Below are 21,873 nucleotides of genomic sequence, written 5' to 3'. Positions count from 1 at the left end.
ACGGCATGTCAAACCAGAGTAAGACACTTATAACAATAAATATATCAAGCCATATTGAAAGGAATGTCTATGTGCACCTTATTACCCAATCACTTATTCAAGCTCAATAAAAATTCAATACACTTACTTTCTACCAGTATATTGACCACCAGCTTATTCTTCAGTTTACATTCTCAAGCTAATAATTGGACGGACTTCCATGGGTTAACTGAGCCCACTCCCCTACCTCAACATATTTCAAAGAGCACTTATGAGATCAGTGCAACTTCTATGATTGTTGCCGATTTACAAGTTAATTTATCTGATGTCTTAAGTGATCCACGTATTGGCTCTGAAAAACCAACCAGTATTGTCATTGTTGCCGATACGGTTACGGTACCCAGTCATTTTGTTTTGTCGTTAAAAAATCAATCTTTATTCATTTTTGCTCGACAAATTAATGGAGAAGGCCATGGCACCATCACATTAGACAGTGCCGCACAGAGCAATGAAATGGTGGGGATCTTTACTCAAGAATTAACCGCTAATTTAAGCACACTGGCCATCCAGCCTGATGGCCATTACGATCTGACATCAATCCAAGCAAGCACTTTGGGTCAAGGACAACTCATCACCCAATTAACAGGCCTACACAAAACACAAGATATTAGTGGAGACTTGAGTGGTTACCTTCAGCTTAATCTGAATGGTTATAAAACTGTCTTTGAAAAAACCTTTGATATGGCCGCTTCAATTTATGATCAAAACCCCAGCTTAAGTTTAAAAATGCTCACTTGGATAGAAAGCTATTTAAGATCGTCACCCACAGTATTAGAAGAGAACCCCTTTATTGCTAATCTATACCTCCAAGCGGCTAACTTAAAGCAATTCATCGAATATGCCAGCCAAAGCGACAATTATGTTCCCTATCTAGACAGGCAACTTTACCAAAACACTTATTCTAGCTATCTAGATACAATGCAAGACTATCAGGGCCAATATGAGCGTTTTGTGGATCAAGGCAAAACCACCAATGTGAGAAAAATTGAAGCTGAGCTCATGCTTGATAATATGAAAGATGCTATCCAAGCAGAGGCGGCCATTGCCGAGCAAGCAGTATTGAATATCACTGAATTAGAAAATTCACTTGCCAATATTAAGCAACAGTTTTCAGCACAAGAATCCAGTGTTTTCTCTGCACGTTCAGCATTTCTTATCGGCCTTGAAAACTGGAAAACAAAACAAGAACTGCAAGTCGCATTAGAAGTATTCACGGCAGTCAGCTCTATTGGTTCTGCCATGGCTGGCGCATTTGTCGGCAATGTCGAAGGACTCAACTCTCTCGCTGCCGATATTCCAGATACTGCCGTACAACTCACCGAATTAGCCCTCAAAATAAAATTGGTTGCGGGAGTGCTTGAAAAAGTCACTGGCGCAGTAAATGGCATGGCCAGTCTCACGACAACAGTCAAACGAGATTTACTCTATGATAAAGTCGCTAATAATTTTGAAAACTTGACCTTTACTATCCCTTCTCTTCATGAAAGCAATAATGCTTGGGAAGTATTACTGATTGATGTTCGTTCCCATCTTCGTTGGGCCAGTAGCTTAGGTGTTGTGGGCGCCACAGGTTATTTAGCCGAACTTGAAAAACTCATTGTTTATGGTAAGTCCATTAACGCAGTACAAATTGATCTAGCTCAAGAACAATCTCGTCTTGTTGAATTATTAATTGCGGCAGAAGTCAACAAGAATCACCTTGCACGTATTGAAACTTTACTGGCTGATATCGATAACGAACAAAATGCATTACTTGAACTTGAAACCCTCTTCTATCGTAATTTGAATAGTCTTAAACGTCCCATGTTTGTTGCCCTCTCAAACTATGAAGCTGCCTTTCGTTATTGGGGCTTAAGCGAGAGTCAAGTCAGTCCCTCCTTAAATAAAGACTACTTGGAGTACAAACTCGATTTAGCCACATTAAATGATGAATATACCCAAGCACTTAATCGTTTTACCCCATCACCGCAAGATTTCTCTATTAACAGCATTGAAATCACCGATCCTCAACAGTTAGCAGATTTTGCGGCGGATGGCTCATTAAGTGTCCATATCAGTCAAGATCATAGTGCCTTTAATTTATTCGACCGAGTCCGTTTAAGCACGGTAAGGGTCGTATTACAAGGAAGCCAACTTCCTACTAATAATGACTATTTTATTGATATTGAAAGTAATGGTGAATACCAAGATCGTTGGCAAGGCACAGAATATACCTTCAATGCGAACCCTTTATATCGCTTATTTGGTTATAAACTTCAAAATGGTGATATGAATAACGTTCAATATAATCTGATCACTGATGGCGGTATTGCCGATCAATTTGCATTTGCTTACTTCGAGCCCACTCCCTTTTCTACTTGGTCATTTTCATTAAGAGAACCGAGCAACATTGACTTAAGTCTAGTCGAGAGTATTCGTCTTGAATTTATGGGTAATGCTATTCCCAAAAATTAGATTACTCAGAGAAGCAGTGCCATGATAGGCACTGCTTCTCTCGTCGCTCACCTCTTCCCAACGGGGCTACATCTCATTGATCACAGTAGTCATTGTGATAACAAAAAACCACTCATATTTTTACTCATCATACGGAGAAGGTATGATTTATCATTCCCTGTAAGTATGAGGTTGACCTCTCGCTAAATCCAAATAAGCGGGTAAACTGACTAAAAAGAAATGATCCCAACCTTGTTTACAGATCTCAAAACACAATAAGTTAGGTTCCAAACCTAAATGAGTAAAATGAATTTCTCTGTACATACCATAATTTTTTATTTTCCAAATCAATTGTGTATTTAACCATTCTGTTTTAATGTCGTTAGACATTCCCTTCTGAATATGAAATGCATCAATACATTCCAAAGCCACCAATTTATCGGGCAATAACTTTTTCGCACTAAAAGACCAATAAGAGTTATTGGGAGAAAAGTAAAAGTTGCAATCCCCCCTTCTTTAAAATCGGTTTATCGGGTCTCGTCCACCAATGTTCCATCTCCTGAGTCAACGCCAAATAAATTTCTTCACTCGTTGCATGTACTTGCACGCTTTTTTGATAATCCATTACACTCATATCCCCTCTCGCCTTTCTCTGTTGAGTGTATACTTAAAACCCTATTTTCGCTGACAATTTCAACCTTCAGTGAATACCGCGTAGCAATCCGTTTTGAACGAAAGATAGATAAGTCGAACCCGCTTTCATGTCAAAAGCCAATGGCTCGCTTTAATGAGCGGTCCCTAATAAAAAATCTTCCCCCCCAGAGATAGGGGGTGATTGCTGAATAATGTATGGAACATTATCGGCCTAACTGAACTCTTTGAGAGGATTGTTCAACTGAACTACGCAGTGCATGGATGCGCAAATGTCATGTAGAGTATGGATGCTTGAAAATGACCGCGCTTACTGTTTTTTAATCTTATATACGAAAAAAGCCTCATCTTTCGATGAGGCTTATCTCTTTTATATTGGCGGAACGGACGAGACTCGAACTCGCGACCCCCGGCGTGACAGGCCGGTATTCTAACCAACTGAACTACCGCTCCAATTCTTCATTAACAAACTTAATGTCTATCAATATCAAATTTGGTTAACTTGATTGGCGGAACGGACGAGACTCGAACTCGCGACCCCCGGCGTGACAGGCCGGTATTCTAACCAACTGAACTACCGCTCCACATCAAGTTGCAGCGAATAATACGGATGCGAAGGGCTAGCGTCAATGACTTTTTTAACGAAAACGACCCAACCAGACAAAAAACAACCAAATTGGACATATTTAAAACAAAATAATAAATAAATCAACTACCAAGAATAAATTATCATCACAAACCAATTGATCCACCAAGCATACAATCAACCAAAGGCTTAGGACTAACTAAAACTTACCATCGGGCAAAGTTAAATCAATCTCATCTAACATCAAGCTCATTTCTGCTTGACTCTGTTTGACACTTCGTTGCTGGGCACGTTTTGCATTCATCACCTTTTTGCGCTTCATCCCGATACCGAAAACAAGCCCGACCATGAGTAATAAAGAAAAATTCCCCAAGATAATCCAAGTTAATGCATAACGTTTAGCATTTTGCTCAGCAATAACGGTACGTTCAACATTGGCTGCTATTAACTCTTCTAGGGTTAAACGTTGAGGAAGTTGAATTAAATTAAAAAATAATGCAGGTAAGGTTAAATAGATTTCTCTATTCTCTGCGGCTATCTCCCCCCGTCGAGAAGCCTTACCCTTCACAGTGCTAATGGCACTGACATTAACACGGTATCCGCCCAAATGCGTGACTCTAGGTAGGGTTACCTGCGTTAACGATCCATTAATATCGTTAAGCTCAATGACTTTTCTCTTACCTGTGGGACCGATTAATTCTAAAACGACTTTGGTTTCATTCAAAAAAAGAACTTCATCATCAACTTCAAGCAACAAGCTTCTCTCTGCTTCATTAGATGATAAATCCGATATAAAACGAATATTGATGGGACTTTTTGACAATCGAAATGCAATGCGGTGCTCACGTTCAAAAATAGCATTATACATTTTCACTTCAAAGATATAATTCCCCCAAGCCTGATTAAAGTCCAACAGACTAGTGAATACTCCATCATCAGGCACCTCATCGAACCCTTCACCATTATCGAAATACTGCCCCACATCGACGCTGCCCACAGCAAAATTTTCATCTTGTACATCACCTTCACTGATAAAACGCGCTTGCCATTTAAACAGATAATCAAGCCCAGGCAGACGAAGTTTATCAGTCTCATTACTCAGTGTTGCCGTTAGCTTTAAACGTTCACCTTGAAAAACAGGCTGAGGAATATCGTCTATTTGAATCGCTAAATGAGACACTTTAGTGACTGTTGAGCCTGAATTAATTTGCCCAAGTAATTGCCAGGGACCAGGCATTGGATTGTCAATAACTATCATGTCTCCCGTCTTCCCTTGCGCCCATTTAACCTGATCGGGATGGTGATTAGCGTACCATTTATGCCCGTCGGGCAATACTATAACCACAGGTGCAGAACCAAATTCTCTTTGCACAAATAATGTCAAACCCGATACTTTATGATCAATTCTAAAACGGTTCTTTAGCTCACTGACATTATTAGCCATGTGCTGACCTAACGCATCAGGAGCACGATTGTCTATGTGACGCACCTCATCAAATTTAACGGTTTCAGGTGACAGAGCAAAACTTGAATGACCCCAAAAGAGCCCAGATAAAGAAATAATAAAACAGCAAAAATGTCGTATTCCCTTCAAAGCGCTATCCATAACCTCTGACTTCTCCAATACTGTCATCATTAAACGAGTCGTGTTTCCAATCGAATTATTCCCGCCAAATGCAACCACCCGCTTTCGCTACAATATCCAATCGACTTTCATGAGCAACCCGTTCATTATCAGCCGCTAAAATCACGTTTAACGGTGTGCGCTGCGAGCTCAAACGTTGTATGCCTCCCGATTCTTGTCCCGCTTTTTCATTGGATAAATTAAACTTAGTTTGCCCCCCAGTCATAAGAAGGTAAACATCTGCTAAAATTTCTGCATCGAGTAATGCACCGTGTAATTCTCGGCGAGAATTATCAATACCATAACGTTTACACAATGCATCCAGATTATTTTTTTGACCTGGATGTAGAAATTTGGCGACTGCAAGGGAGTCAACGATTTGACAAATATCCGCTGTTTTAGGTCCCAAAGGTTGCAATAATGAGAACTCATGATCCATAAAGCTCACATCGAAGTTTGCATTGTGTGCCACAATTTCTGCGCCATCGATAAACTCAATAAAACGCTGAGCTACTTGATAAAAACTGGGTTGATTCGCAACAAACTCATCGGTGATCCCATGGACCTTAATCGCGTCCTCATCAATTAATTGATGCGGATTAATGTATTCATGGAAATGCCTGCCTGTTAATCGCCTATCAATCACTTCAACACAACCGATTTCGATGATCCTATGCCCAAGGTAAATCGCGCCTCCACCTTGGTTCATACCTGTGGTCTCGGTATCTAAAATAACTTGGCGTTTTGCGGTAGAAATGATATTCATAAATTTTTTACACTATTAAAATCAATTTTGAGTACAATGCTCATCGAGCCAATAATGACTATGGTATCAATTCGATGACCCAACTGAAACAACTCTCTATCTATACTGATGGTTCTTGCCTAGGAAACCCAGGTCCAGGCGGATACGGCATAGTGATGAAATATAAGTCACATGTCAAAGAAATCGCTGATGGTTTTGCATTAACCACCAATAATCGCATGGAGTTATTAGCCCCCATTATTGCTATAGAGGCATTAAAAGAACCCTGTCAGATTATTTTAACCAGCGACAGCCAATATATGCGCCAAGGGATCACCCAATGGATCCATGGCTGGAAGCGAAAAGGATGGATTACCGCAAATAAACAACCCGTCAAGAATGCCGATCTTTGGAAACGGCTTGATAAGGCGATAAAAACCCACAAGATCGATTGGCACTGGGTCAAAGGACACAGTGGTCATAGTGAAAATGAACGCTGTGACACATTAGCCAGACAAGCCGCTGAAGCTAAACCCAAACAAGAAGATAGGGGTTATACCCGTGATACTCCAACCTGATTTTCCTTTATGAATAGGCCCCTAAACGCAAAAAATCATCACAAAACCGCATAAAAGCGTTTGCTAAAACCGTAAAATGGCAATCTTTATGCTTAATGCGATAAAATTGCCTCTCAAGGACGAGACCATTAACATGGATCACACCAAAATCTTTACGAGCTAATTCTTTTTCTAATGTAAGCTCAGATAATACCCCCAATCCTCCTCCTTGCTTTACCGCTTGCTTAACCGCATCTGATGACGAGAACCTAAATTTTTCAATGGGTTGTATATCTAATTGATGTGCCGCATTAACAAAATACTCACGTGTGCCTGAGCCCTCTTCTCTCATGACCCAAGGAAAAGGCATGATCTCACCAGCATTGACATGTTTACCCGCAAGGGGATGAGCCGGATGACAAAAAACTAATAATCTATCTTTATACCAAGCTTCTACCTGTAAGCGGCTATCAACACAAGCTCCTTCGATAAAGCCCACTTCGCTTTTGAAATTAAGTACGGACTCAATAACATTTCGAGTATTGTCTATATTCACATCTACATAGGCTTCAGTGTGCTGTTGACAAAATGCCACGGCACTCTTTGCCAACAAATAATTCCCAATAGTTGAGCTCGCACTAATGTTTAACGCACCAGACAAAGGATTTTGTTGCTGAGTAAAAAGCTGCTCTATATCATTAATCCCTTGTAAAGACTGAGTCACTAATGGCAATAATAAACGTCCTTGAGCATTTAAATGCAACCGGTTCCCAATCCGTTCAAATAAGCGAGTATTCAGCTGTTTTTCTAATTCAGACAATGCCATTGACGTCGCTGGCGCCGATAAGTTAATCAGCAAGGCCGCCTTCGCCACTTGGCCACTACGAGCGACAGCTTCAAACACCATCAATTGTTTTAACGTTATGCGCATTGACAATATCTTCGTTGAAAAATGATTATTTTTTGATTCGAGAAGAAGCTCGGCCTGTACGCCCTGCTGCTGCTGGACGCCACTTCGGCTGCTTCACGGGCTTTTTGGCTTGCAATGGCGTTAATGGCACCTCAATTTTTCTCGCAACAATCACATACACACTGCCACTACTGGGTAACCATGCTTTCAACCTTTGTTGCCAAAACTGTTTTTTTTGCGTAATACGACTCAACAGATGATGGTGAATAACCCTCTCATCACTGACCACTTGATAACCAAGTACCCCTAACCAATCTTTAACTCGATAAGGCGTAAAAAAACGACCTCGCCAAGGTAAGGTATTCTGATATTGAGATAAAAATTTACCAATAAACAGTGGACTGATTGGATTAAACCCCACAATAATGAGATAGCCTCCTGCAATAAGTACTCTATCTAGCTCTCTCAACAAACGATAAGGATCTTCATTAAATTCCAATAAAAAATTCATCACAACGGCGTCAACCGCTGTATTTTGAACCGGTAGATTAGTTAACTCCGCCATAATATCTGCCGTTGGCGCATCATAAAGTGAATATTGATTCTGAATCGACAATCCCGTTTTATCCAAATCAGCGCTTAAAGAGCCAAGGTTCAACAAATAATAGCCAAATATTCTTGGCCACCAAGGCGATAACGCCTGCTCAACGGTAAAACGAATTGTCTCTCCATTTGGCAATTCACCCCATTGTTGAGGGGGAAACATCATAGCATGCTGTAACAAAAGTCACCTCCAACCTTGTCTTAATACCCCTATCATAACGCTAATTATTCTACCTTGTTTGATCTTATCTTAAAAAAGAGAAAACGACAGCAATGATATTTTATACCCGTGACACTTGAAGATGCATGTTTTCAGAGTCTGTAAAAGTGCCTAATTCAAGGCGTATTATTGCAGGAATGCTTATTGCCTTTTAAGGTGATGCAACGCGGAAGTAGTTGATTTTACAGACTCCCAAAGGGCTGGCCTCTTTATATGTAAAAGCAAGGCCTTTTATACTGCGTTACTGAACATCAGTTTAGAATCACTAGGCATGCTGTTCAAGCTGACCATCAAGGATGATGGAAATGTCATTTATGCAGGAGCAATTAATGACCTTGCCTAAAAGGCTTTTCATTCCAGCTGAATCCTGCATCTTCAAGCATCACGGGTATATACAACAAGCCTCATCTGTCAGTACAATAGTCGCACTCACGGATATTAAAAATGCAGGCCCACATGTATCGTATTATTCCATTACCCGCGTTTAACGATAATTATATTTGGCTCATTAAACAAGATAATCATTCAGCGGTTTATGTTGTCGATCCTGGTGATGCAAATGTTGTCATCCAGTACCTCAACGCTAACCAACTCACCTTAGCGGGGATCTTAATCACACACCATCACATTGACCATACTGGCGGCATATCGGCACTCAGTACCTTTGCAAAACGACATAATAAGGATAATGCTATCCCTATTTATGGCCCCGCATTGGAAAATATTGAAGGAATTAATCAACCCATCACTAACGAAAAAAGCATTATCTTAAAAAGCCTCAACATCAAAGCAACCATCTTTGCGATCCCAGGTCATACCTTAGGACATATCGCCTATTTGATTGATGATAATTTATTTTGTGGCGATACCTTATTCAGCGGAGGATGTGGACGCTTATTTGAAGGAACGCCAGAGCAAATGCATGCTTCATTATCCACATTGAGTCAATTACCCGAAAACACAAAAGTGTTTTGCACTCATGAATATACCTTAGCAAACCTTGATTTTGCTTTACGAGTTGATCCCGATAATGTCAACCTACAAGCTTACCAAAAACAGGTCATACAACAACGAGAACATCATCAAGCTTCCTTACCTTCCAACATAGGGCTCGAACGTCAAATCAACCCCTTTTTACGTTGTCACACCGATACAATTCAACGCTCAATCAGTCAGCATTTCAAGCAATATCCAAGTAAAGAGTGTTCATTTTTCGCACTATTGCGTCAATGGAAGGACACAGTCTAAAAAATACTATACAATGCAGCGCTATTCGTGTCCCCAAGAACCGATGAAGTCACAGTGTTTGGGACCTTAATTGAGGATAAATTTTTTCCATGCGCGCACCTTATATTATTATTGCAGGGGGCTTTTCTCTGCTAACGGGTTGTCAATCTTTAGACTCTGTTAACCCCGTTCAACCTGAAGCTGTAGCACAAAATGCTGCAAAGCCCATCGCCACAGAAGTCGACCAAAAAACCGTCGATTCTCCCGTTGTCATTAACGATGTTTGGCAACGGATCAGGCTCAATATGCACTTACCAGTACCTGATAATAAATTAGTCAACCAGTATCGTAATTGGTATATCAAACATCCCAAGCACTTAGAACAGATTTCTGAACGTGCGACCCCATTTTTATACCTTATTGTCAATGAAATACAAAAGCGTGATCTCCCCATGGAGCTCGCATTATTACCTGTCGTTGAAAGTGCTTTCGATCCTTTTGCTTATTCCGCTGGTGCAGCATCTGGTTTGTGGCAATTTACCTCACCGATGGCCAAATATTTTGGTCTAAAAATGAATTGGTGGTATGACGGTAGGCGCGACGTTCCTGCAGCCACGGTTGCCGCACTTGATATGATGGAATATTTATACAAAAAAACCAATCAAAACTGGTTATATGCTATTGCTGCCTACAATACTGGTGAAGGTCGTGTATTAAATGCCATCAAACGCAATAAACGTAAGGGCGTGTCTACCGATTTTTGGTCACTTGATTTACCCACCGAAACTGAACGTTATGTACCACAGTTATTGGCATTGGCTGATGTGATCAAAAATGCCGATAAATACGGTATCACGCTAAAACCAATCAAAAATCAACCTCAAATAGAAGTCGTAGATGTCGGGGATCAAATTGATCTTGCTGTTGCTGCAAATCTAGCTGATATGTCGACATCCGATCTTCATAAACTCAATCCTGGTTTTAATCGTTGGGCGACCGCGCCTAAAGGCCCTCACTATTTAGTATTACCTATCAGTAAAGCCAAACACTTTAAACAGGCATTGTCTCAAACAGAGCCAGATGATAGGTTAAATTGGGAAAGGTATAAAGTGAAGTCGGGTGACAGTTTAAGCACCATCGCCAAACATTACCGAACCACGGTTGAAGCACTTAAAGCCGTTAATAACATAAAAGGCAACACCATAGTCGCAGGGAAGTTTTTACTGATCCCCGTCGCGGCCAAAAACCCCGATCAGTATACCCTATCGTTAGAACAGCGTACCAGTCGTAAACAGAACCGTAAACGCGCTTCTGCTAAGGTGAATTATCAGGTCAAATCTGGTGATTCATTTTGGAAAATCGCTCGTCACTATAAAGTTAAAGTCTCTCAATTAGCCAGCTGGAATAATATGTCTCCTAGAGATCCGTTAAAGATAGGTCGTAAACTGGTCATTTGGACAACGGATGGCCAAGCAAGTCTTAATGCCGTCATGCGCACCGTACGTTACAAAGTACGAAGTGGTGACTCATTAGCCCGCATCGCCAGTAAATTTAACGTGAGTGTCACTCAGTTAGTGAAATGGAATGCATTAGAAAAACAGAAATATATTCAACCTGGCCAGATGTTAAAACTGTATGTTGATATGACTAAAGTGAGAACTTAATCTGCTTTCTTTATTAAAAAAGCGCTTCATAACGAAGCGCTTTTTTTATGCTGCTTGTTCCGTCCTGAGGTAAGTTGACACTTTGGAGACTTATCTATGAAAACCTCAAAAGCGGGGATAGCCAACACTCATCCTTTAAAAGACACTTTTTGGCTCACTTTACCCATCACTTTGTTTTTAGACTCCATTGCTTTACCGGCAAATACCGCTTGCAGGGTATAATCTTTACCCCATAAATCACTCATTAACTTTGCAGGCACATCAAACTTTACCTTCATGCTCTTTCCTGAAGCCAGTACCGTTTCTCTTAACGCTTGAGTAAACATCATTTGTTCTGACCAAGTCCAAATTCTTTGCCCTTTATCATTATAAATGTATAAGTCACCGCTCTTTCCAGAAGAGAAAAGTAATGGCACCCCATAAGACTGAGGGTTAGTCACTTCTAATACAACTGACAATGCTGTATTTTTCTCTATATGTTCAGGGATAATTAATTTCCCCACCAGCAAAGCAGATTGCTTCTCTTCTTTAGGTAAAGCCAACTTATCCTTGATGTCAGGTTTACTCACACTGACTCCTCCTTGAGAAATGGGATCACTGACACTCGGCGCACACCCAAACATCGATAGCGAACATATTAAAACCCAAACTTTTCTTGTCATTACAATCCTCCTAATTTATCCAACAATTTATCTTTTAATTTTTGTTGTAGCTTGTCGGTTTCTTGTTTCACCTTTCCTTTCAATAATGCCTCTGTATCCAATGCAAATTTAGGTTCCGTCATCGTGCCCGTTATTTTGAGTGGAATATCAATTCCACTTAACGTATTGCTTCCTTGCCCCCCTTGGCCTTCAAGCGACCCCACCACTTTAGTTAGCAATTGGTAATTCAACGCTTGAGTGATGATATTGGCATTGCCTTGTCCTTTAATACGAATTAAAGGCGATGCCATATTCAAATCATTATTATTCACCACACCTTTAGCTATCTTGAAGCTGCCCGTTAAACGAGTAAAGTCGGTTTTTTTCTCTTCTTCACCTTCAGTAACATCGGCCCCTGTTAGCTTTGCTTGCGCTTGACGTAACATTTGAGGAATATTAATGCCATAAAGCGCACCATCAACCACTTCAAATTTTCCAGAAGCAACCAAATTCTTTTTAATATTATCAGGAATAAGGCTTGAACCTTCACCTTCGATGCTCAAATTTGTCAGCCCAGCCAATAACCCCACATTTGCTGCATCTTTAAGTAGTGGTCTTATTTCAACGCCGGTAATGCTTTTCTTAAAAGAGTAATGGGGTAAAGGGGTTTTCGCATTTAACTTTGCACTGGCAACGAGTTTCCCTTTGTAAAGATCAGCCGTTAATGACTGCATATTCAAAATGCCACTTTTTAATTGTGCTTTCATATTCCAATTAGCCGATTTGATATTATTCATCACTGCGGACTTAATCGTCATTTCAGCATTGACATTCACTTTATTTAAAGCAGATAAATCAGGTTCTTGTTGATTTTGAACAGACTGCTTAGGCTGTTTAACTTTATCAGATCCCGCCCCCGATTTATCAGACATTGCAGCCAAAAACTCATCTACATTTAGTTCATCAAAATCCAATTTTATGTTTAAATCTGGAATTTTTTTACCGTAATTAGCCTCAATACTGGCTGAACCACGTAAATCCATTGCAGCGATATCATTGATCCCCACATTTAATAACTTATCCTTTAAATTGCCGGTCACTTGAAGCAAGAAATCAAAAGGTAATGCAGGCTTATCACTGCCTATTTTTTGGATTTCATTCTTTATTTCAAAATCTTTAATTTTTACATTTTGCATCTGTTTATCGAGTCGAATCGCACCTTGCCCCTCACTTTTTAATACCATATCAGGTAACTTTGCCGTCAATTCATAATCAAGAGTGGCAAACTTATCCAACTGAAAACGGCCTAACGTCAATTCTTTTAACGAAAAGATCTGCTCTGAATCAGTTTGTTGGTTAACGATTAATACTTGACTGTTCGTTATTGTAATGCCGCCTATCTCTAACCGTGACACATTTGCAGCACTACTCGATTTCGACTTTGTTTGAGGTGGCTTCGATCCCGTCGCCTTCACGCCAGTTAACCCATCTAACCCCGAACGTCCATCTTTTTGCGTTTCTAAAATAAAGGTTAAACCATCAAGTTTAAGCTCCTGAATAACAACTGCCTTTTCAATCAAAGGTAACAATTCAACATCGGCAATGGCCTGATTAATCTGAAGGATCTGTGGGTATTCAAACCCTTTTGGGTTCGACACACTTATTCCACCCAATTTTATTCCCACATGAGGAAAAAATGTCCAACTTAAATCATCTTTTAGGGTTAATTGGCGCCCCGTTTTTTCTTTTACAAATTCGATTATCTGTGGTTTGAAATCATTCGGATTAAAAAAAAGACTAATATAAGCCGCAAAGGCAACAAATAAGGTAAATAACACGATGACTAGCCATTTTATTACTTTCATTAGAGGTTCCATTCAATTAAAAACAAAAATTATTCAGTCAGTACCGATAAATCTAACGCTCGAGATGACAATGCGACACCGTTCGCATCAGCGTATATCCACATTTTAGGCTGAATATTGATCCCTGCAATCTCTAATGCAATATTTACATCTCCTCTCCCTCTTTTTAGAGTCTTGATTGGATTCGTTCCTAATGCATATACACCAAGATTAAATGTTTTCATACACATCACATCTCGAATATTGCCATGCACTAAAATACCTTCCCATTCATTTTCCATTGCTGATTTCGCGATCATGTCACCTAATAATGCCCTTGATGAACCTTGTCCATCAACCACTAATACTTTGCCTTTACCATGTTCAGTTAACATAGACTTCACTTTAGAATTGTCTTCAACACATTGTATTGTAACAACTTCACCATAAAAAACCGGCTTCTTCCCGTAAGACTGATACCTTACAGGCAATAATGTCAACGCATCATCATAATGATCAAATAAATCAGGAAGCAAATCTAACATTGTGGCATCCATTCACCGTGTTTTCAAAACAGACTACGCCTAGTCTAAAAGCAAAACAAGAATCAAAATAAGTTTCTTGTTAAAAAGATAATAAGAAAGGCTTTAAGATTGGAACAATACCCTTTATAATGATAGGAATTCTTATTTCGTCCACACTCACCTAAAGTAAAGTGATCCCAAATGAACAATAATTTAGATTTAGAAGATGCTATCGCGGCATTAGATCAATATAACTACGACAAAAAACGAAGCAGTGACTTAGAACAAGCGAGAAATAAAGCTCAAATGAAAAAGTATATTTCTTCCTTGGATTTTAATTTGCGTCGATTACACATATTACAAGATTCTGTGAATGAATTGGTTGAAGAAGAGAAACAGCTGATAGCCCAACAAGAAAATATTCAAACCTACAAAACCAAGGTCATCAATTTATCTCGACAGCTTAATTTGTCATACGAACAAGTTGTACAGATCATGAAGCAGCAAGAAGAAAGTGTATAAAATTATCATTCATTTTTGGTGAACACATTAAATAACTTATTTCAATCAAGAAGTTTTATGCTTTCTGCGTCGGTATACTGAACATATTTATCGAATGTCCATCAACAGAACTTAGCGCATTTTGGTTACTTCATTTTTAGATGAATATCGTTTTTCAGAGCGTAATATGATGGTGTATCTTATATAATAACGCTGACTCTATGTGACTTTATACATGAGAATAAAATTTTATTCTCATGTTGTGGCGATTAAGTTAATTTGTGTTAATTATCCCTGTTAACGCAAATATAAAATCAATACGCCATTATGCCAATCATTTCTTTTAACGCCGAGTATATAAAACCAACACTCGAGCAAAATACTAATGCAGTGAGTCTGATTTTTTTATACTCAGTCTATTAAATTTTTTATAGCGTAAGCATAAAAGAAAAAACAAGCCCAATAAATACAAACTCGGCTCAATTATTTCAGATTTCACAGACCAGTAAAAATGAATGGGGACTAAAATAGCAATAACATAGATCCAATTATGTAACTGCTGCCAACGATGACGCATTTTCCTTTGAATAAAAACCAGAGATGTCAACGCTAACGCCATGAGCAAGATATAGGCTAATAGCCCAAGTAAAATGTAAGGTCTCTTAACAATCTCATCCATAAACAAAGACCAAGCAAACAATAAATCTAAACTTAAAAACGCCAAAACATGTAAACTGGCATAAGCAAAAGTATACAAGCCAACTAACCGCCTTATCCGCAACAAACCACTAAGCTTACAAAATTTGGCTAACGGAGAAATCGTTAATGTCAGTATTAAACTGTTAATCGCCCCCATTCCGGTGAAATGAATAATATATTGAACAGGATCGCCACCAGCATGCCCATTCAACACATTCATAAATAAATAAGCTAAGGGAAATATCCCCAGTGAATGAGCTAACAATTTAATAAAAATGATTTGCTTTGCTGATAAGCGCATTAAAAATTAACCTTTAGATTTAATCCTTTATATAAAGCCCCAACACTATCGCCATAACCATTAAAAGGCAGTGTTTTAATCCGTTTAGCCGAAAATAACCCTCCTGGACCAATACGCCTTTCCGTTGCCTGTGACCACCGTGGATGATCGACTTCTGGATTAACGTTAGCATAAAAGCCATATTCGCTAGGCGCTAAACGATTCCAGCTCGTGGGTGGCTGCTTATCCGTCACTCGGATCTTCACAATAGATTTAATACTTTTAAATCCGTATTTCCAAGGAACAACCAAACGAATAGGCGCTCCATTTTGTGGAGGTAATGTTTTACCATAGAGCCCAACTGCCAGAAATGTTAAATCCGTCATCGCTTCGGCTAACGTTAAGCCTTCAACATAAGGGTAATCAATCCCGCCACCGACAAAACGATTTTTCTGACCAGGCATTTGCTCGGGATCATATAAAGTCTCAAAAGCCACATGTGTCGCCTTACTGGTGATCCCCGCTTTTTTTAATATCTCAGCCAATGAAAAACCAATCCAAGGAATGACCATAGACCAAGCTTCAACACACCTAAAATTATAAATACGCTCCTGCAAGGGAAATAAACGAAAAAGCGCGTCATAATCCAGTACCATAGGCTTTTCAACCTCTCCTTCAATGCGGAGCTGCCAAGGGTTCACCGTTAAAGACTGAGCATGATCAATAGGATCCGTTTTACTGGTACCAAATTCATAGAAATTATTATGTGAAATGGCTTTTACTTCGGGTGTTTGCTCTCCATAAATCGATTTATTGTATATTGACTGTTTTTGAAAAGTCAGTGAACTTCGCTCAAAGCTCACACTCGGTTTATCATCATTGAATAGATCCCACAATCCAGCTTTTGCCGGTGTCGTCAATAATGCTCCCGTGCCTAATAACCCCAAATTTTTGACTAATTGACGTCTTTGTAAGTAAACCGACTCAGGGGTAATATCACTGTCATTGAATTTATCCCATAATGGCCTTTTTTTAATCCACATTATTGCTCCTCACTTTCAATGCTCACTCCTCGATATAACAATAGACCGTTCAATTAACCAAAAGTATTCACTCCTTTGTTCAGCGCGGGTTTATCTTCTCATCTTACTTGCAAATATTTAACAATAAAGTGCTCAAGAGTGCAGCAATTATGTATCCAAAGGCTTGCAGAGCATTACTGTGCATGTCACTCTATTCCTCTATCTATATAAAGAGTGATTTTTATGCCTTCTATAACCCTGTCTTCACTGTTAGAGTTCGTCCCATTTATTGCTACGGCTTTATTATCTTTACTTGTTGGCGCCTTATTCAATCAAATAAAGACACGCCATAAATGGGAAACCGTTCGCTCAACTCTGCAAGCAGAAATGGACAAAACAAAAGCCAGCTTAGAAGATGAAATAATTCAATGTCAACAAATCATCGACGACAGAGAAAATACACTACAACAGCAACAAAGTAAGTTAGAGTGGCATTTATCAGAACTAGGCAAAGCCCATGCATTAAGTGAAAGAGTGCCCACGCTAGAACAACAAGTGATCGATGCTCAGCGCAAACAAATGGAAGCCCAACTCAGCTTGTCCAAAGCCAATGCAATGCAGCAAACCCTAACGGCTAAATTTGATGCTGAGCAGCAAGCATTAAATGATAAAGTCGCCTTACTTGAAAATGCCGAGCAAAGATTAAAAACACAATTTGAAAATCTTGCCCATAAGATTTTTGAAGACCGCAGTGAAAAACTCCAAACACACAATGATACTCAACTTAATCATGTATTAGCCCCATTTAAACAACAACTTGAAGGCTTCCGTGCTCAAGTACAAGCATCATATTCTCAAGAACAAAGTGAACGTAATGCCTTAAAACACCAGCTTGAGTCTCTCTCTCAACTCAATATTAAAATGAGCCAAGACGCCGTAAATTTAACAAAAGCGCTCAAAGGTGATAATAAGCAACAAGGCAATTGGGGAGAAGTCATTTTAGAGCGTATTTTACAAGATAGTGGCCTAAGAGAAGGACACGAATATCACACCCAACAAGATTTAAAAAATGAATCAGGTAAACGATTCAAACCCGATGTTATTGTTCATTTACCTGACAATAAAGATGTGGTTATTGATGCAAAAATGACGCTAATCGCTTACGAGCGTTATTTCAATAGTGATGATGAAGCCATCCAAGCCCAAGCGATTAAAGAACATGTTATTTCAGTTAGGCAGCATATCAAAGGACTTAGTCAGAAAGACTATCAAACCTTACACGGACTCAAAAGCCTTGATTATGTGCTTATGTTCCTACCCTTAGAACCTGCATTTTTACTGGCACTTGAACAAGATCCCAGTTTAATCAATTACGCCCTTGAACATAACATCATGCTGGTTAGTCCCACCAATCTCCTTGTTGCCTTACGAACAATCAACAATATTTGGCGTTATGAATATCAAAACCAAAATGCACAAAACATCGCCAAACAAGCGGGTAAAATCTATGACAAATTATGTGGCTATTTAGAGGATATGGAAAAATTAGGGCGGGCATTAGACAGCGCAGATAAGAGCTATCAGCAGGCCATGAATAAACTTTCTTCTGGAAAAGGAAATGTCATTCGTCAAGCACATCAAATGCAACAGTTAGGTGTACCTACGAGTAAAAAGTTAACCCCACAACTACTCGATCAGGCTTTTATTACTACAGAAAAAGATGCACAAAAATAAACAGTGTTATCGATATACGGGCAATATGACAAACACTATGATGCCTTGTTTCTCATATTTGCCCTTATTCACTATGACTTCAGCTAATAGTATCTCTAATTGAAAAATAACAAGACAAAATGGGCACAAAAGGCTATATGTATAGTCAAAGCTAATAGAATCAAAAGCAATACTAACAAGAATAGAGATGACCTTTAACGCTGGCGTATCCACAGAGGAGAAATGATGACAAAACTGTTTTTTATCAAACTATTCAGTCTATTTTTTACCATTGGACTCAGTTTTTCCTCTGTCTCTCAAACATTCACTCAAGATCAAGAAAATTACTTAGCAGCTAAAAAAGCCCTAGAAAAAAAACAAAAAAAACGCTATCAAACACTACGCGCTAAACTTGATGGCTATCCCCTTCATATATATTTAGATTATCAATCACAAAAAGATACCCTAAGTGAATTATCCGGTAAACAAGCCTTAACGATTATCAATCAATGGAAAAATACTCCCTTATATAACCGTGCGAGGGGGCGATATTTATCACAAGTGGGTAAGGTTCAGCGGTGGGATGATTTTTTAGTCATCAGTCCAACGGCACCCAATAACATTGCCCTACAATGTTATTTTTTCCGAGCACAATTAGCCAAAAACCAACCAAAAATCGCTTACACTGGCGCTAAAGCCCTTTGGCAATGGGGACAATCTCGACCTGAAGCTTGCGACCCCTTATTTTCTGCTTGGATGCAAGCAGGCCAATTAACCCAAGAGTTGATTTGGACTCGCATGAAACTGGCATTTACAGCCAATCAATATAGTCTATTGCAATATTTATCTAAGCAGTTAACACTTTATCCAACAGAAGCTAAGCAACTCCTTGATATCTATAAACGACCAAGCCAAATAACGGCATTCTTTATCCTCGATACATCATTAAAAGATATCAACTATTTACATGAAGACATTCTCTTTTTAGGCTTAAAAAAATTGTCAAAACGCCATACTGCTCAAGCCCTATGGCTCTTTTCTCGCTATCAAACGCAACACGCTTTTACTGCACAAAAAGCACACCAATTACAACTCGCGTTAATCAAGCGTGCCTTAATTATTGAAGACAATAATCTAAAAGAAAGTATCGACTCACAATTACCCATCATAGCCAATGAGCATAATACCTCCCATGCTAACAAAATTGTTGACGACTTACTCGAGCGACGTATTCGTTGGGCCATTAAAGATAGAGATTGGGAGCAAGCCAACCGATATATTGACTTGTTAAGTCAAACTCAACAAAACAATCCACGATGGATTTATTGGCGTGCAAGGTTATTGCAATATCACAATGCTCAAAGCAAAATGGCAAAAAAACTACTCGATGAACTCAGCCAGCAACGTCATTTCTATGGTTATCTAGCGGCATTGCAGCAAAACAAACCATTTCAATTACAACATCAATCCACTCCGAGTCTCGCCACTTTAAGAAAAAAACTGCATCAAGATCTAGGGTTAGCAAGAGTCACTGAACTGATGACCATGAACAACATTCCCGATGCTCGCAGTGAGTGGTTATTGTTACTCAACAGGCATTCTCAAGCCATGCAACAAGAATATGCGCTTTTTGCATTGGAGCAGCGGTGGTTTAATTTAAGTATAGAAACCAGTATCAAAGCAAAAGTCTGGAATGATATGGATCTACGCTTTCCCTATGCCGCGGCATCCCATTTTGAAAAAGCATCTTCCCAGCAACAAATTGATATCGATGAGCTCAGAGCCATAGCACGTAGAGAAAGTGCCTTTAACCCCTACGCTACATCCCATGCTGGGGCCAAAGGTTATATGCAATTAATGCCAAATACTGCTAAATCAACGGCAAAAAAAGAAAACGTTAACTATCGATCCACCTATTTGTATGATGAAGCGATGAATATTCAACTTGGTAGTGCCTATTATGCACAATTAAAAAATGACTTCGATCAAAATAGGATCCTTGCAGTAGCCAGTTATAATGCCGGTCCAAATAGAGTTAAAAAATGGCTAGACCGATCCCAAGGTCAACTCGATGCCATCAGTTTTATTGAGACCATCCCCTATAAAGAAACACGAGAATACGTACAAGCATTATTAAGTTACCGTGTCATCTACCAATTAAAACAAAACCAGCAACCCGACTTTCTTTCTCAAGCTGAAATAGAATTTCAATATTAGGGCCTGTTGATCTTTGGTGGTTAAATACTGTCCGAGATAAACGTGTTTTAATCACGGCGTAGAGGATGTAGCCTAGTCATCTAAGTCCCCTTTCTTTAATAAAGAGGTCTACAACACAGAGTAAAACACGTTTAGCCGGATCCTGCTTTATAAAAGAATGAGGACAGCATTTGTGGCCCCTTTTTACCGCGTTATCGCTTGTTTATGTAGAATAATACCAATCTCGTAAACAATGACGTCTGTCATGGGTCATTACCAAAAAGCAGATACAGCAAAGAGTGGCGTCTGTTATGGCCAGCTACGCTAAAGCTTCGCGCTGAACCACATGGATGTGATGAATGCAGAAAATGTCAGGAACAATTTTCAGCCATAAACACATCGCTATCGCGATATTCGCCCTACGACTGCCAAGGTGAATATGACAACGTCATAGGCCTACGAACGAGAAGCATGGATGCTGAACTGGCTTTTTTATAGGATATATTTTGGCAGAAGTGCCGATATTGAAGGGAGCATTTATCGGCCTCCACATGGGATAGGAAACATGCTGCGCATGACCCTTCTACTCCCCCATGTGAAAGTGGTCATTTCCGCCATAAACGAAAAAGCCCGTTGCGTGAGCAACGGGCTTTCGTTTATTTGGCGTCTGGAAATGACCTACTCTCACATGGGGATACCCCACACTACCATCGGCGCGATTGCGTTTCACTTCTGAGTTCGGAATGGGATCAGGTGGAGCCACAATGCTATGGTTTCCAGACATAAAATTGTATGGAACAATTTTAAACGCACTTCAGTGCGGCCCCTTGTGGGTCAAATACAGGGATGTATTTGATAAAATTTATTCCTAAATTCGAAAAGCTGCTTTCGACGCTAAGGTCAAAAGATAAAATATCGAGTTTGAAGTACATGGAAGTACTTTATGTCATAAAAGTAGGAGCATTTTATGACCACTTACATTAAGTGTTCTAATTTTGTACGTAGAAATAATTAGTTTACGACCTCCATGGATGGAGGAAGTGCCAAGAAATGTGGTGACCTACAAGGATGTAGGAAATACTTAAAAATGTATGGAACATTTTCAGTAGAACATTTCTGGTAAAACCCATTAGGGTTGTATGGTTAAGCCTCACGAGTCATTAGTATCAGTTAGCTCAACGCCTCACAACGCTT

At 39.4% G+C, this 21,873-nt stretch carries 19 protein-coding genes, 2 tRNA genes and 1 rRNA gene; 8 read left to right on the top strand and 14 right to left on the bottom strand.

Features of this window, described 5'->3' with window-relative positions:
* Window positions 1-69 precede the first annotated feature (69 nt).
* Entirely contained in the window at window positions 70-2,493 is a 2,424-nt protein-coding gene (locus Q0779_RS14160) for a hypothetical protein (RefSeq protein ID WP_298773483.1), read from the top strand.
* A gap of 150 nt (window positions 2,494-2,643) precedes the next feature.
* On the opposite strand, the gene Q0779_RS14155 is transcribed toward Q0779_RS14160, so the two are convergent.
* The 6 genes from Q0779_RS14155 to dnaQ all read right to left on the bottom strand — a co-directional run bounded on the left by Q0779_RS14155 (window position 2,644) and on the right by dnaQ (window position 6,099).
* Window positions 2,644-2,919, bottom strand: coding sequence for a hypothetical protein (locus tag Q0779_RS14155; RefSeq protein ID WP_298773482.1), 276 nt, complete (start codon window positions 2,917-2,919; stop codon window positions 2,644-2,646).
* A 31-nt stretch (window positions 2,920-2,950) separates the two neighbouring features.
* Window positions 2,951-3,106, bottom strand: coding sequence for a hypothetical protein (locus Q0779_RS14150; protein ID WP_298773480.1), 156 nt, complete (start codon window positions 3,104-3,106; stop codon window positions 2,951-2,953).
* Between the two features lie 393 nt (window positions 3,107-3,499).
* Window positions 3,500-3,576, bottom strand: a tRNA-Asp gene (locus Q0779_RS14145).
* A 54-nt stretch (window positions 3,577-3,630) separates the two neighbouring features.
* Window positions 3,631-3,707: transfer RNA gene (locus Q0779_RS14140), tRNA-Asp, on the bottom strand.
* 201 nt (window positions 3,708-3,908) lie between these two features.
* On the bottom strand, window positions 3,909-5,315 hold the full coding sequence (locus Q0779_RS14135) for a TIGR03503 family protein (RefSeq protein WP_298773478.1): 1,407 nt from the start codon (window positions 5,313-5,315) through the stop codon (window positions 3,909-3,911).
* Window positions 5,316-5,370: 55 nt separating this feature from the next.
* Window positions 5,371-6,099, bottom strand: a complete 729-nt coding sequence (gene dnaQ / locus Q0779_RS14130; RefSeq protein WP_298773477.1) for a DNA polymerase III subunit epsilon — start codon at window positions 6,097-6,099, stop codon at window positions 5,371-5,373.
* Between the two features lie 74 nt (window positions 6,100-6,173).
* On the opposite strand from dnaQ, the gene rnhA reads away from it, so the two are divergent.
* Entirely contained in the window at window positions 6,174-6,656 is a 483-nt protein-coding gene (rnhA, locus tag Q0779_RS14125; RefSeq protein WP_298773475.1) for a ribonuclease HI, read from the top strand.
* Window positions 6,657-6,663: 7 nt separating this feature from the next.
* On the opposite strand, the gene Q0779_RS14120 is transcribed toward rnhA, so the two are convergent.
* Window positions 6,664-7,566 carry a LysR substrate-binding domain-containing protein gene (locus Q0779_RS14120; protein ID WP_298773473.1) on the bottom strand — a complete coding sequence of 301 codons (903 nt, stop codon included), beginning with the start codon at window positions 7,564-7,566 and terminating at the stop codon, window positions 6,664-6,666.
* A 25-nt stretch (window positions 7,567-7,591) separates the two neighbouring features.
* Window positions 7,592-8,314 (bottom strand): methyltransferase domain-containing protein, encoded by a 723-nt coding sequence (locus Q0779_RS14115; protein WP_298773579.1) that lies wholly within the window; start codon window positions 8,312-8,314, stop codon window positions 7,592-7,594.
* Between the two features lie 359 nt (window positions 8,315-8,673).
* Between Q0779_RS14115 and Q0779_RS14110 the strand changes: the two genes are divergently transcribed.
* The 3 genes from Q0779_RS14110 to Q0779_RS14100 all read left to right on the top strand — a co-directional run bounded on the left by Q0779_RS14110 (window position 8,674) and on the right by Q0779_RS14100 (window position 11,259).
* Window positions 8,674-8,856, top strand: a complete 183-nt coding sequence (locus Q0779_RS14110) for a hypothetical protein (RefSeq protein WP_298773471.1) — start codon at window positions 8,674-8,676, stop codon at window positions 8,854-8,856.
* A complete protein-coding gene (gene gloB / locus Q0779_RS14105) occupies window positions 8,825-9,616 on the top strand; it encodes a hydroxyacylglutathione hydrolase (RefSeq protein ID WP_298773470.1) in 792 nt (263 codons plus the stop codon). Before Q0779_RS14110 ends, gloB begins: the two co-directional genes overlap by 32 nt.
* An 89-nt stretch (window positions 9,617-9,705) precedes the next feature.
* On the top strand, window positions 9,706-11,259 hold the full coding sequence (locus Q0779_RS14100) for a LysM peptidoglycan-binding domain-containing protein (RefSeq protein WP_298773468.1): 1,554 nt from the start codon (window positions 9,706-9,708) through the stop codon (window positions 11,257-11,259).
* A gap of 128 nt (window positions 11,260-11,387) precedes the next feature.
* Here the strand turns inward: Q0779_RS14100 and Q0779_RS14095 are convergent, their stop codons facing one another.
* From Q0779_RS14095 to Q0779_RS14085, 3 genes are read right to left on the bottom strand one after another with little or no spacing between them, the layout of a single operon-like run.
* The gene (locus tag Q0779_RS14095; protein ID WP_298773467.1) at window positions 11,388-11,921 is read right to left on the bottom strand and encodes a BsuPI-related putative proteinase inhibitor; all 534 of its coding nucleotides are present in this window, start codon (window positions 11,919-11,921) and stop codon (window positions 11,388-11,390) included.
* Window positions 11,921-13,765, bottom strand: coding sequence for an AsmA family protein (locus Q0779_RS14090; protein ID WP_298773466.1), 1,845 nt, complete (start codon window positions 13,763-13,765; stop codon window positions 11,921-11,923). The genes Q0779_RS14095 and Q0779_RS14090 overlap by 1 nt, the downstream gene beginning before the upstream one ends.
* A gap of 29 nt (window positions 13,766-13,794) precedes the next feature.
* Window positions 13,795-14,289 (bottom strand): putative 4-hydroxy-4-methyl-2-oxoglutarate aldolase, encoded by a 495-nt coding sequence (locus tag Q0779_RS14085; RefSeq protein ID WP_298773465.1) that lies wholly within the window; start codon window positions 14,287-14,289, stop codon window positions 13,795-13,797.
* Between the two features lie 180 nt (window positions 14,290-14,469).
* Between Q0779_RS14085 and Q0779_RS14080 the strand changes: the two genes are divergently transcribed.
* The gene (locus Q0779_RS14080) at window positions 14,470-14,790 is read left to right on the top strand and encodes a hypothetical protein (protein ID WP_298773464.1); all 321 of its coding nucleotides are present in this window, start codon (window positions 14,470-14,472) and stop codon (window positions 14,788-14,790) included.
* Window positions 14,791-15,151: 361 nt separating this feature from the next.
* On the opposite strand, the gene msrQ is transcribed toward Q0779_RS14080, so the two are convergent.
* Both msrQ and msrP read right to left on the bottom strand, forming a co-directional pair.
* Window positions 15,152-15,769 (bottom strand): protein-methionine-sulfoxide reductase heme-binding subunit MsrQ, encoded by a 618-nt coding sequence (gene msrQ, locus Q0779_RS14075; protein ID WP_298773463.1) that lies wholly within the window; start codon window positions 15,767-15,769, stop codon window positions 15,152-15,154.
* Window positions 15,769-16,791, bottom strand: a complete 1,023-nt coding sequence (gene msrP / locus Q0779_RS14070; protein WP_298773461.1) for a protein-methionine-sulfoxide reductase catalytic subunit MsrP — start codon at window positions 16,789-16,791, stop codon at window positions 15,769-15,771. The genes msrQ and msrP overlap by 1 nt, the downstream gene beginning before the upstream one ends.
* A 222-nt stretch (window positions 16,792-17,013) precedes the next feature.
* Between msrP and rmuC the strand changes: the two genes are divergently transcribed.
* Window positions 17,014-18,504 carry a DNA recombination protein RmuC gene (gene rmuC, locus Q0779_RS14065; RefSeq protein WP_298773459.1) on the top strand — a complete coding sequence of 497 codons (1,491 nt, stop codon included), beginning with the start codon at window positions 17,014-17,016 and terminating at the stop codon, window positions 18,502-18,504.
* A 225-nt stretch (window positions 18,505-18,729) separates the two neighbouring features.
* The gene (locus Q0779_RS14060) at window positions 18,730-20,700 is read left to right on the top strand and encodes a transglycosylase SLT domain-containing protein (RefSeq protein ID WP_298773458.1); all 1,971 of its coding nucleotides are present in this window, start codon (window positions 18,730-18,732) and stop codon (window positions 20,698-20,700) included.
* Window positions 20,701-21,344: 644 nt separating this feature from the next.
* Here the strand turns inward: Q0779_RS14060 and rrf are convergent.
* A 5S ribosomal RNA gene (rrf, locus tag Q0779_RS14055) occupies window positions 21,345-21,460 on the bottom strand.
* Window positions 21,461-21,873 lie beyond the last annotated feature (413 nt).

The organism is uncultured Shewanella sp., from assembly GCF_947491715.1.
In the GTDB taxonomy this organism is placed as follows: Bacteria; Pseudomonadota; Gammaproteobacteria; order Enterobacterales; family Shewanellaceae; genus Shewanella.
Note: the sequence above shows the minus strand (reverse complement) of the source record. Positions and strands in the feature narration are given on the sequence as shown.

Bases quoted from the DNA above. Each gene is read 5' to 3' on its own strand.
- Q0779_RS14160 (WP_298773483.1), top strand. From the start codon at position 70: ATGTGCACCTTATTACCCAATCACTTATTCAAGCTCAATAAAAATTCA.
- Q0779_RS14150 (WP_298773480.1), bottom strand. From the start codon at position 3,106: ATGAGTGTAATGGATTATCAAAAAAGCGTGCAAGTACATGCAACGAGT.
- Q0779_RS14135 (WP_298773478.1), bottom strand. From the start codon at position 5,315: ATGGATAGCGCTTTGAAGGGAATACGACATTTTTGCTGTTTTATTATT.
- dnaQ (WP_298773477.1), bottom strand. From the start codon at position 6,099: ATGAATATCATTTCTACCGCAAAACGCCAAGTTATTTTAGATACCGAG.
- rnhA (WP_298773475.1), top strand. From the start codon at position 6,174: ATGACCCAACTGAAACAACTCTCTATCTATACTGATGGTTCTTGCCTA.
- Q0779_RS14120 (WP_298773473.1), bottom strand. From the start codon at position 7,566: ATGCGCATAACGTTAAAACAATTGATGGTGTTTGAAGCTGTCGCTCGT.
- Q0779_RS14115 (WP_298773579.1), bottom strand. From the start codon at position 8,314: ATGATGTTTCCCCCTCAACAATGGGGTGAATTGCCAAATGGAGAGACA.
- Q0779_RS14110 (WP_298773471.1), top strand. From the start codon at position 8,674: ATGTCATTTATGCAGGAGCAATTAATGACCTTGCCTAAAAGGCTTTTC.
- gloB (WP_298773470.1), top strand. From the start codon at position 8,825: ATGTATCGTATTATTCCATTACCCGCGTTTAACGATAATTATATTTGG.
- Q0779_RS14100 (WP_298773468.1), top strand. From the start codon at position 9,706: ATGCGCGCACCTTATATTATTATTGCAGGGGGCTTTTCTCTGCTAACG.
- Q0779_RS14095 (WP_298773467.1), bottom strand. From the start codon at position 11,921: ATGACAAGAAAAGTTTGGGTTTTAATATGTTCGCTATCGATGTTTGGG.
- Q0779_RS14090 (WP_298773466.1), bottom strand. From the start codon at position 13,765: ATGAAAGTAATAAAATGGCTAGTCATCGTGTTATTTACCTTATTTGTT.
- Q0779_RS14085 (WP_298773465.1), bottom strand. From the start codon at position 14,289: ATGTTAGATTTGCTTCCTGATTTATTTGATCATTATGATGATGCGTTG.
- Q0779_RS14080 (WP_298773464.1), top strand. From the start codon at position 14,470: ATGAACAATAATTTAGATTTAGAAGATGCTATCGCGGCATTAGATCAA.
- msrQ (WP_298773463.1), bottom strand. From the start codon at position 15,769: ATGCGCTTATCAGCAAAGCAAATCATTTTTATTAAATTGTTAGCTCAT.
- msrP (WP_298773461.1), bottom strand. From the start codon at position 16,791: ATGTGGATTAAAAAAAGGCCATTATGGGATAAATTCAATGACAGTGAT.
- rmuC (WP_298773459.1), top strand. From the start codon at position 17,014: ATGCCTTCTATAACCCTGTCTTCACTGTTAGAGTTCGTCCCATTTATT.
- Q0779_RS14060 (WP_298773458.1), top strand. From the start codon at position 18,730: ATGACAAAACTGTTTTTTATCAAACTATTCAGTCTATTTTTTACCATT.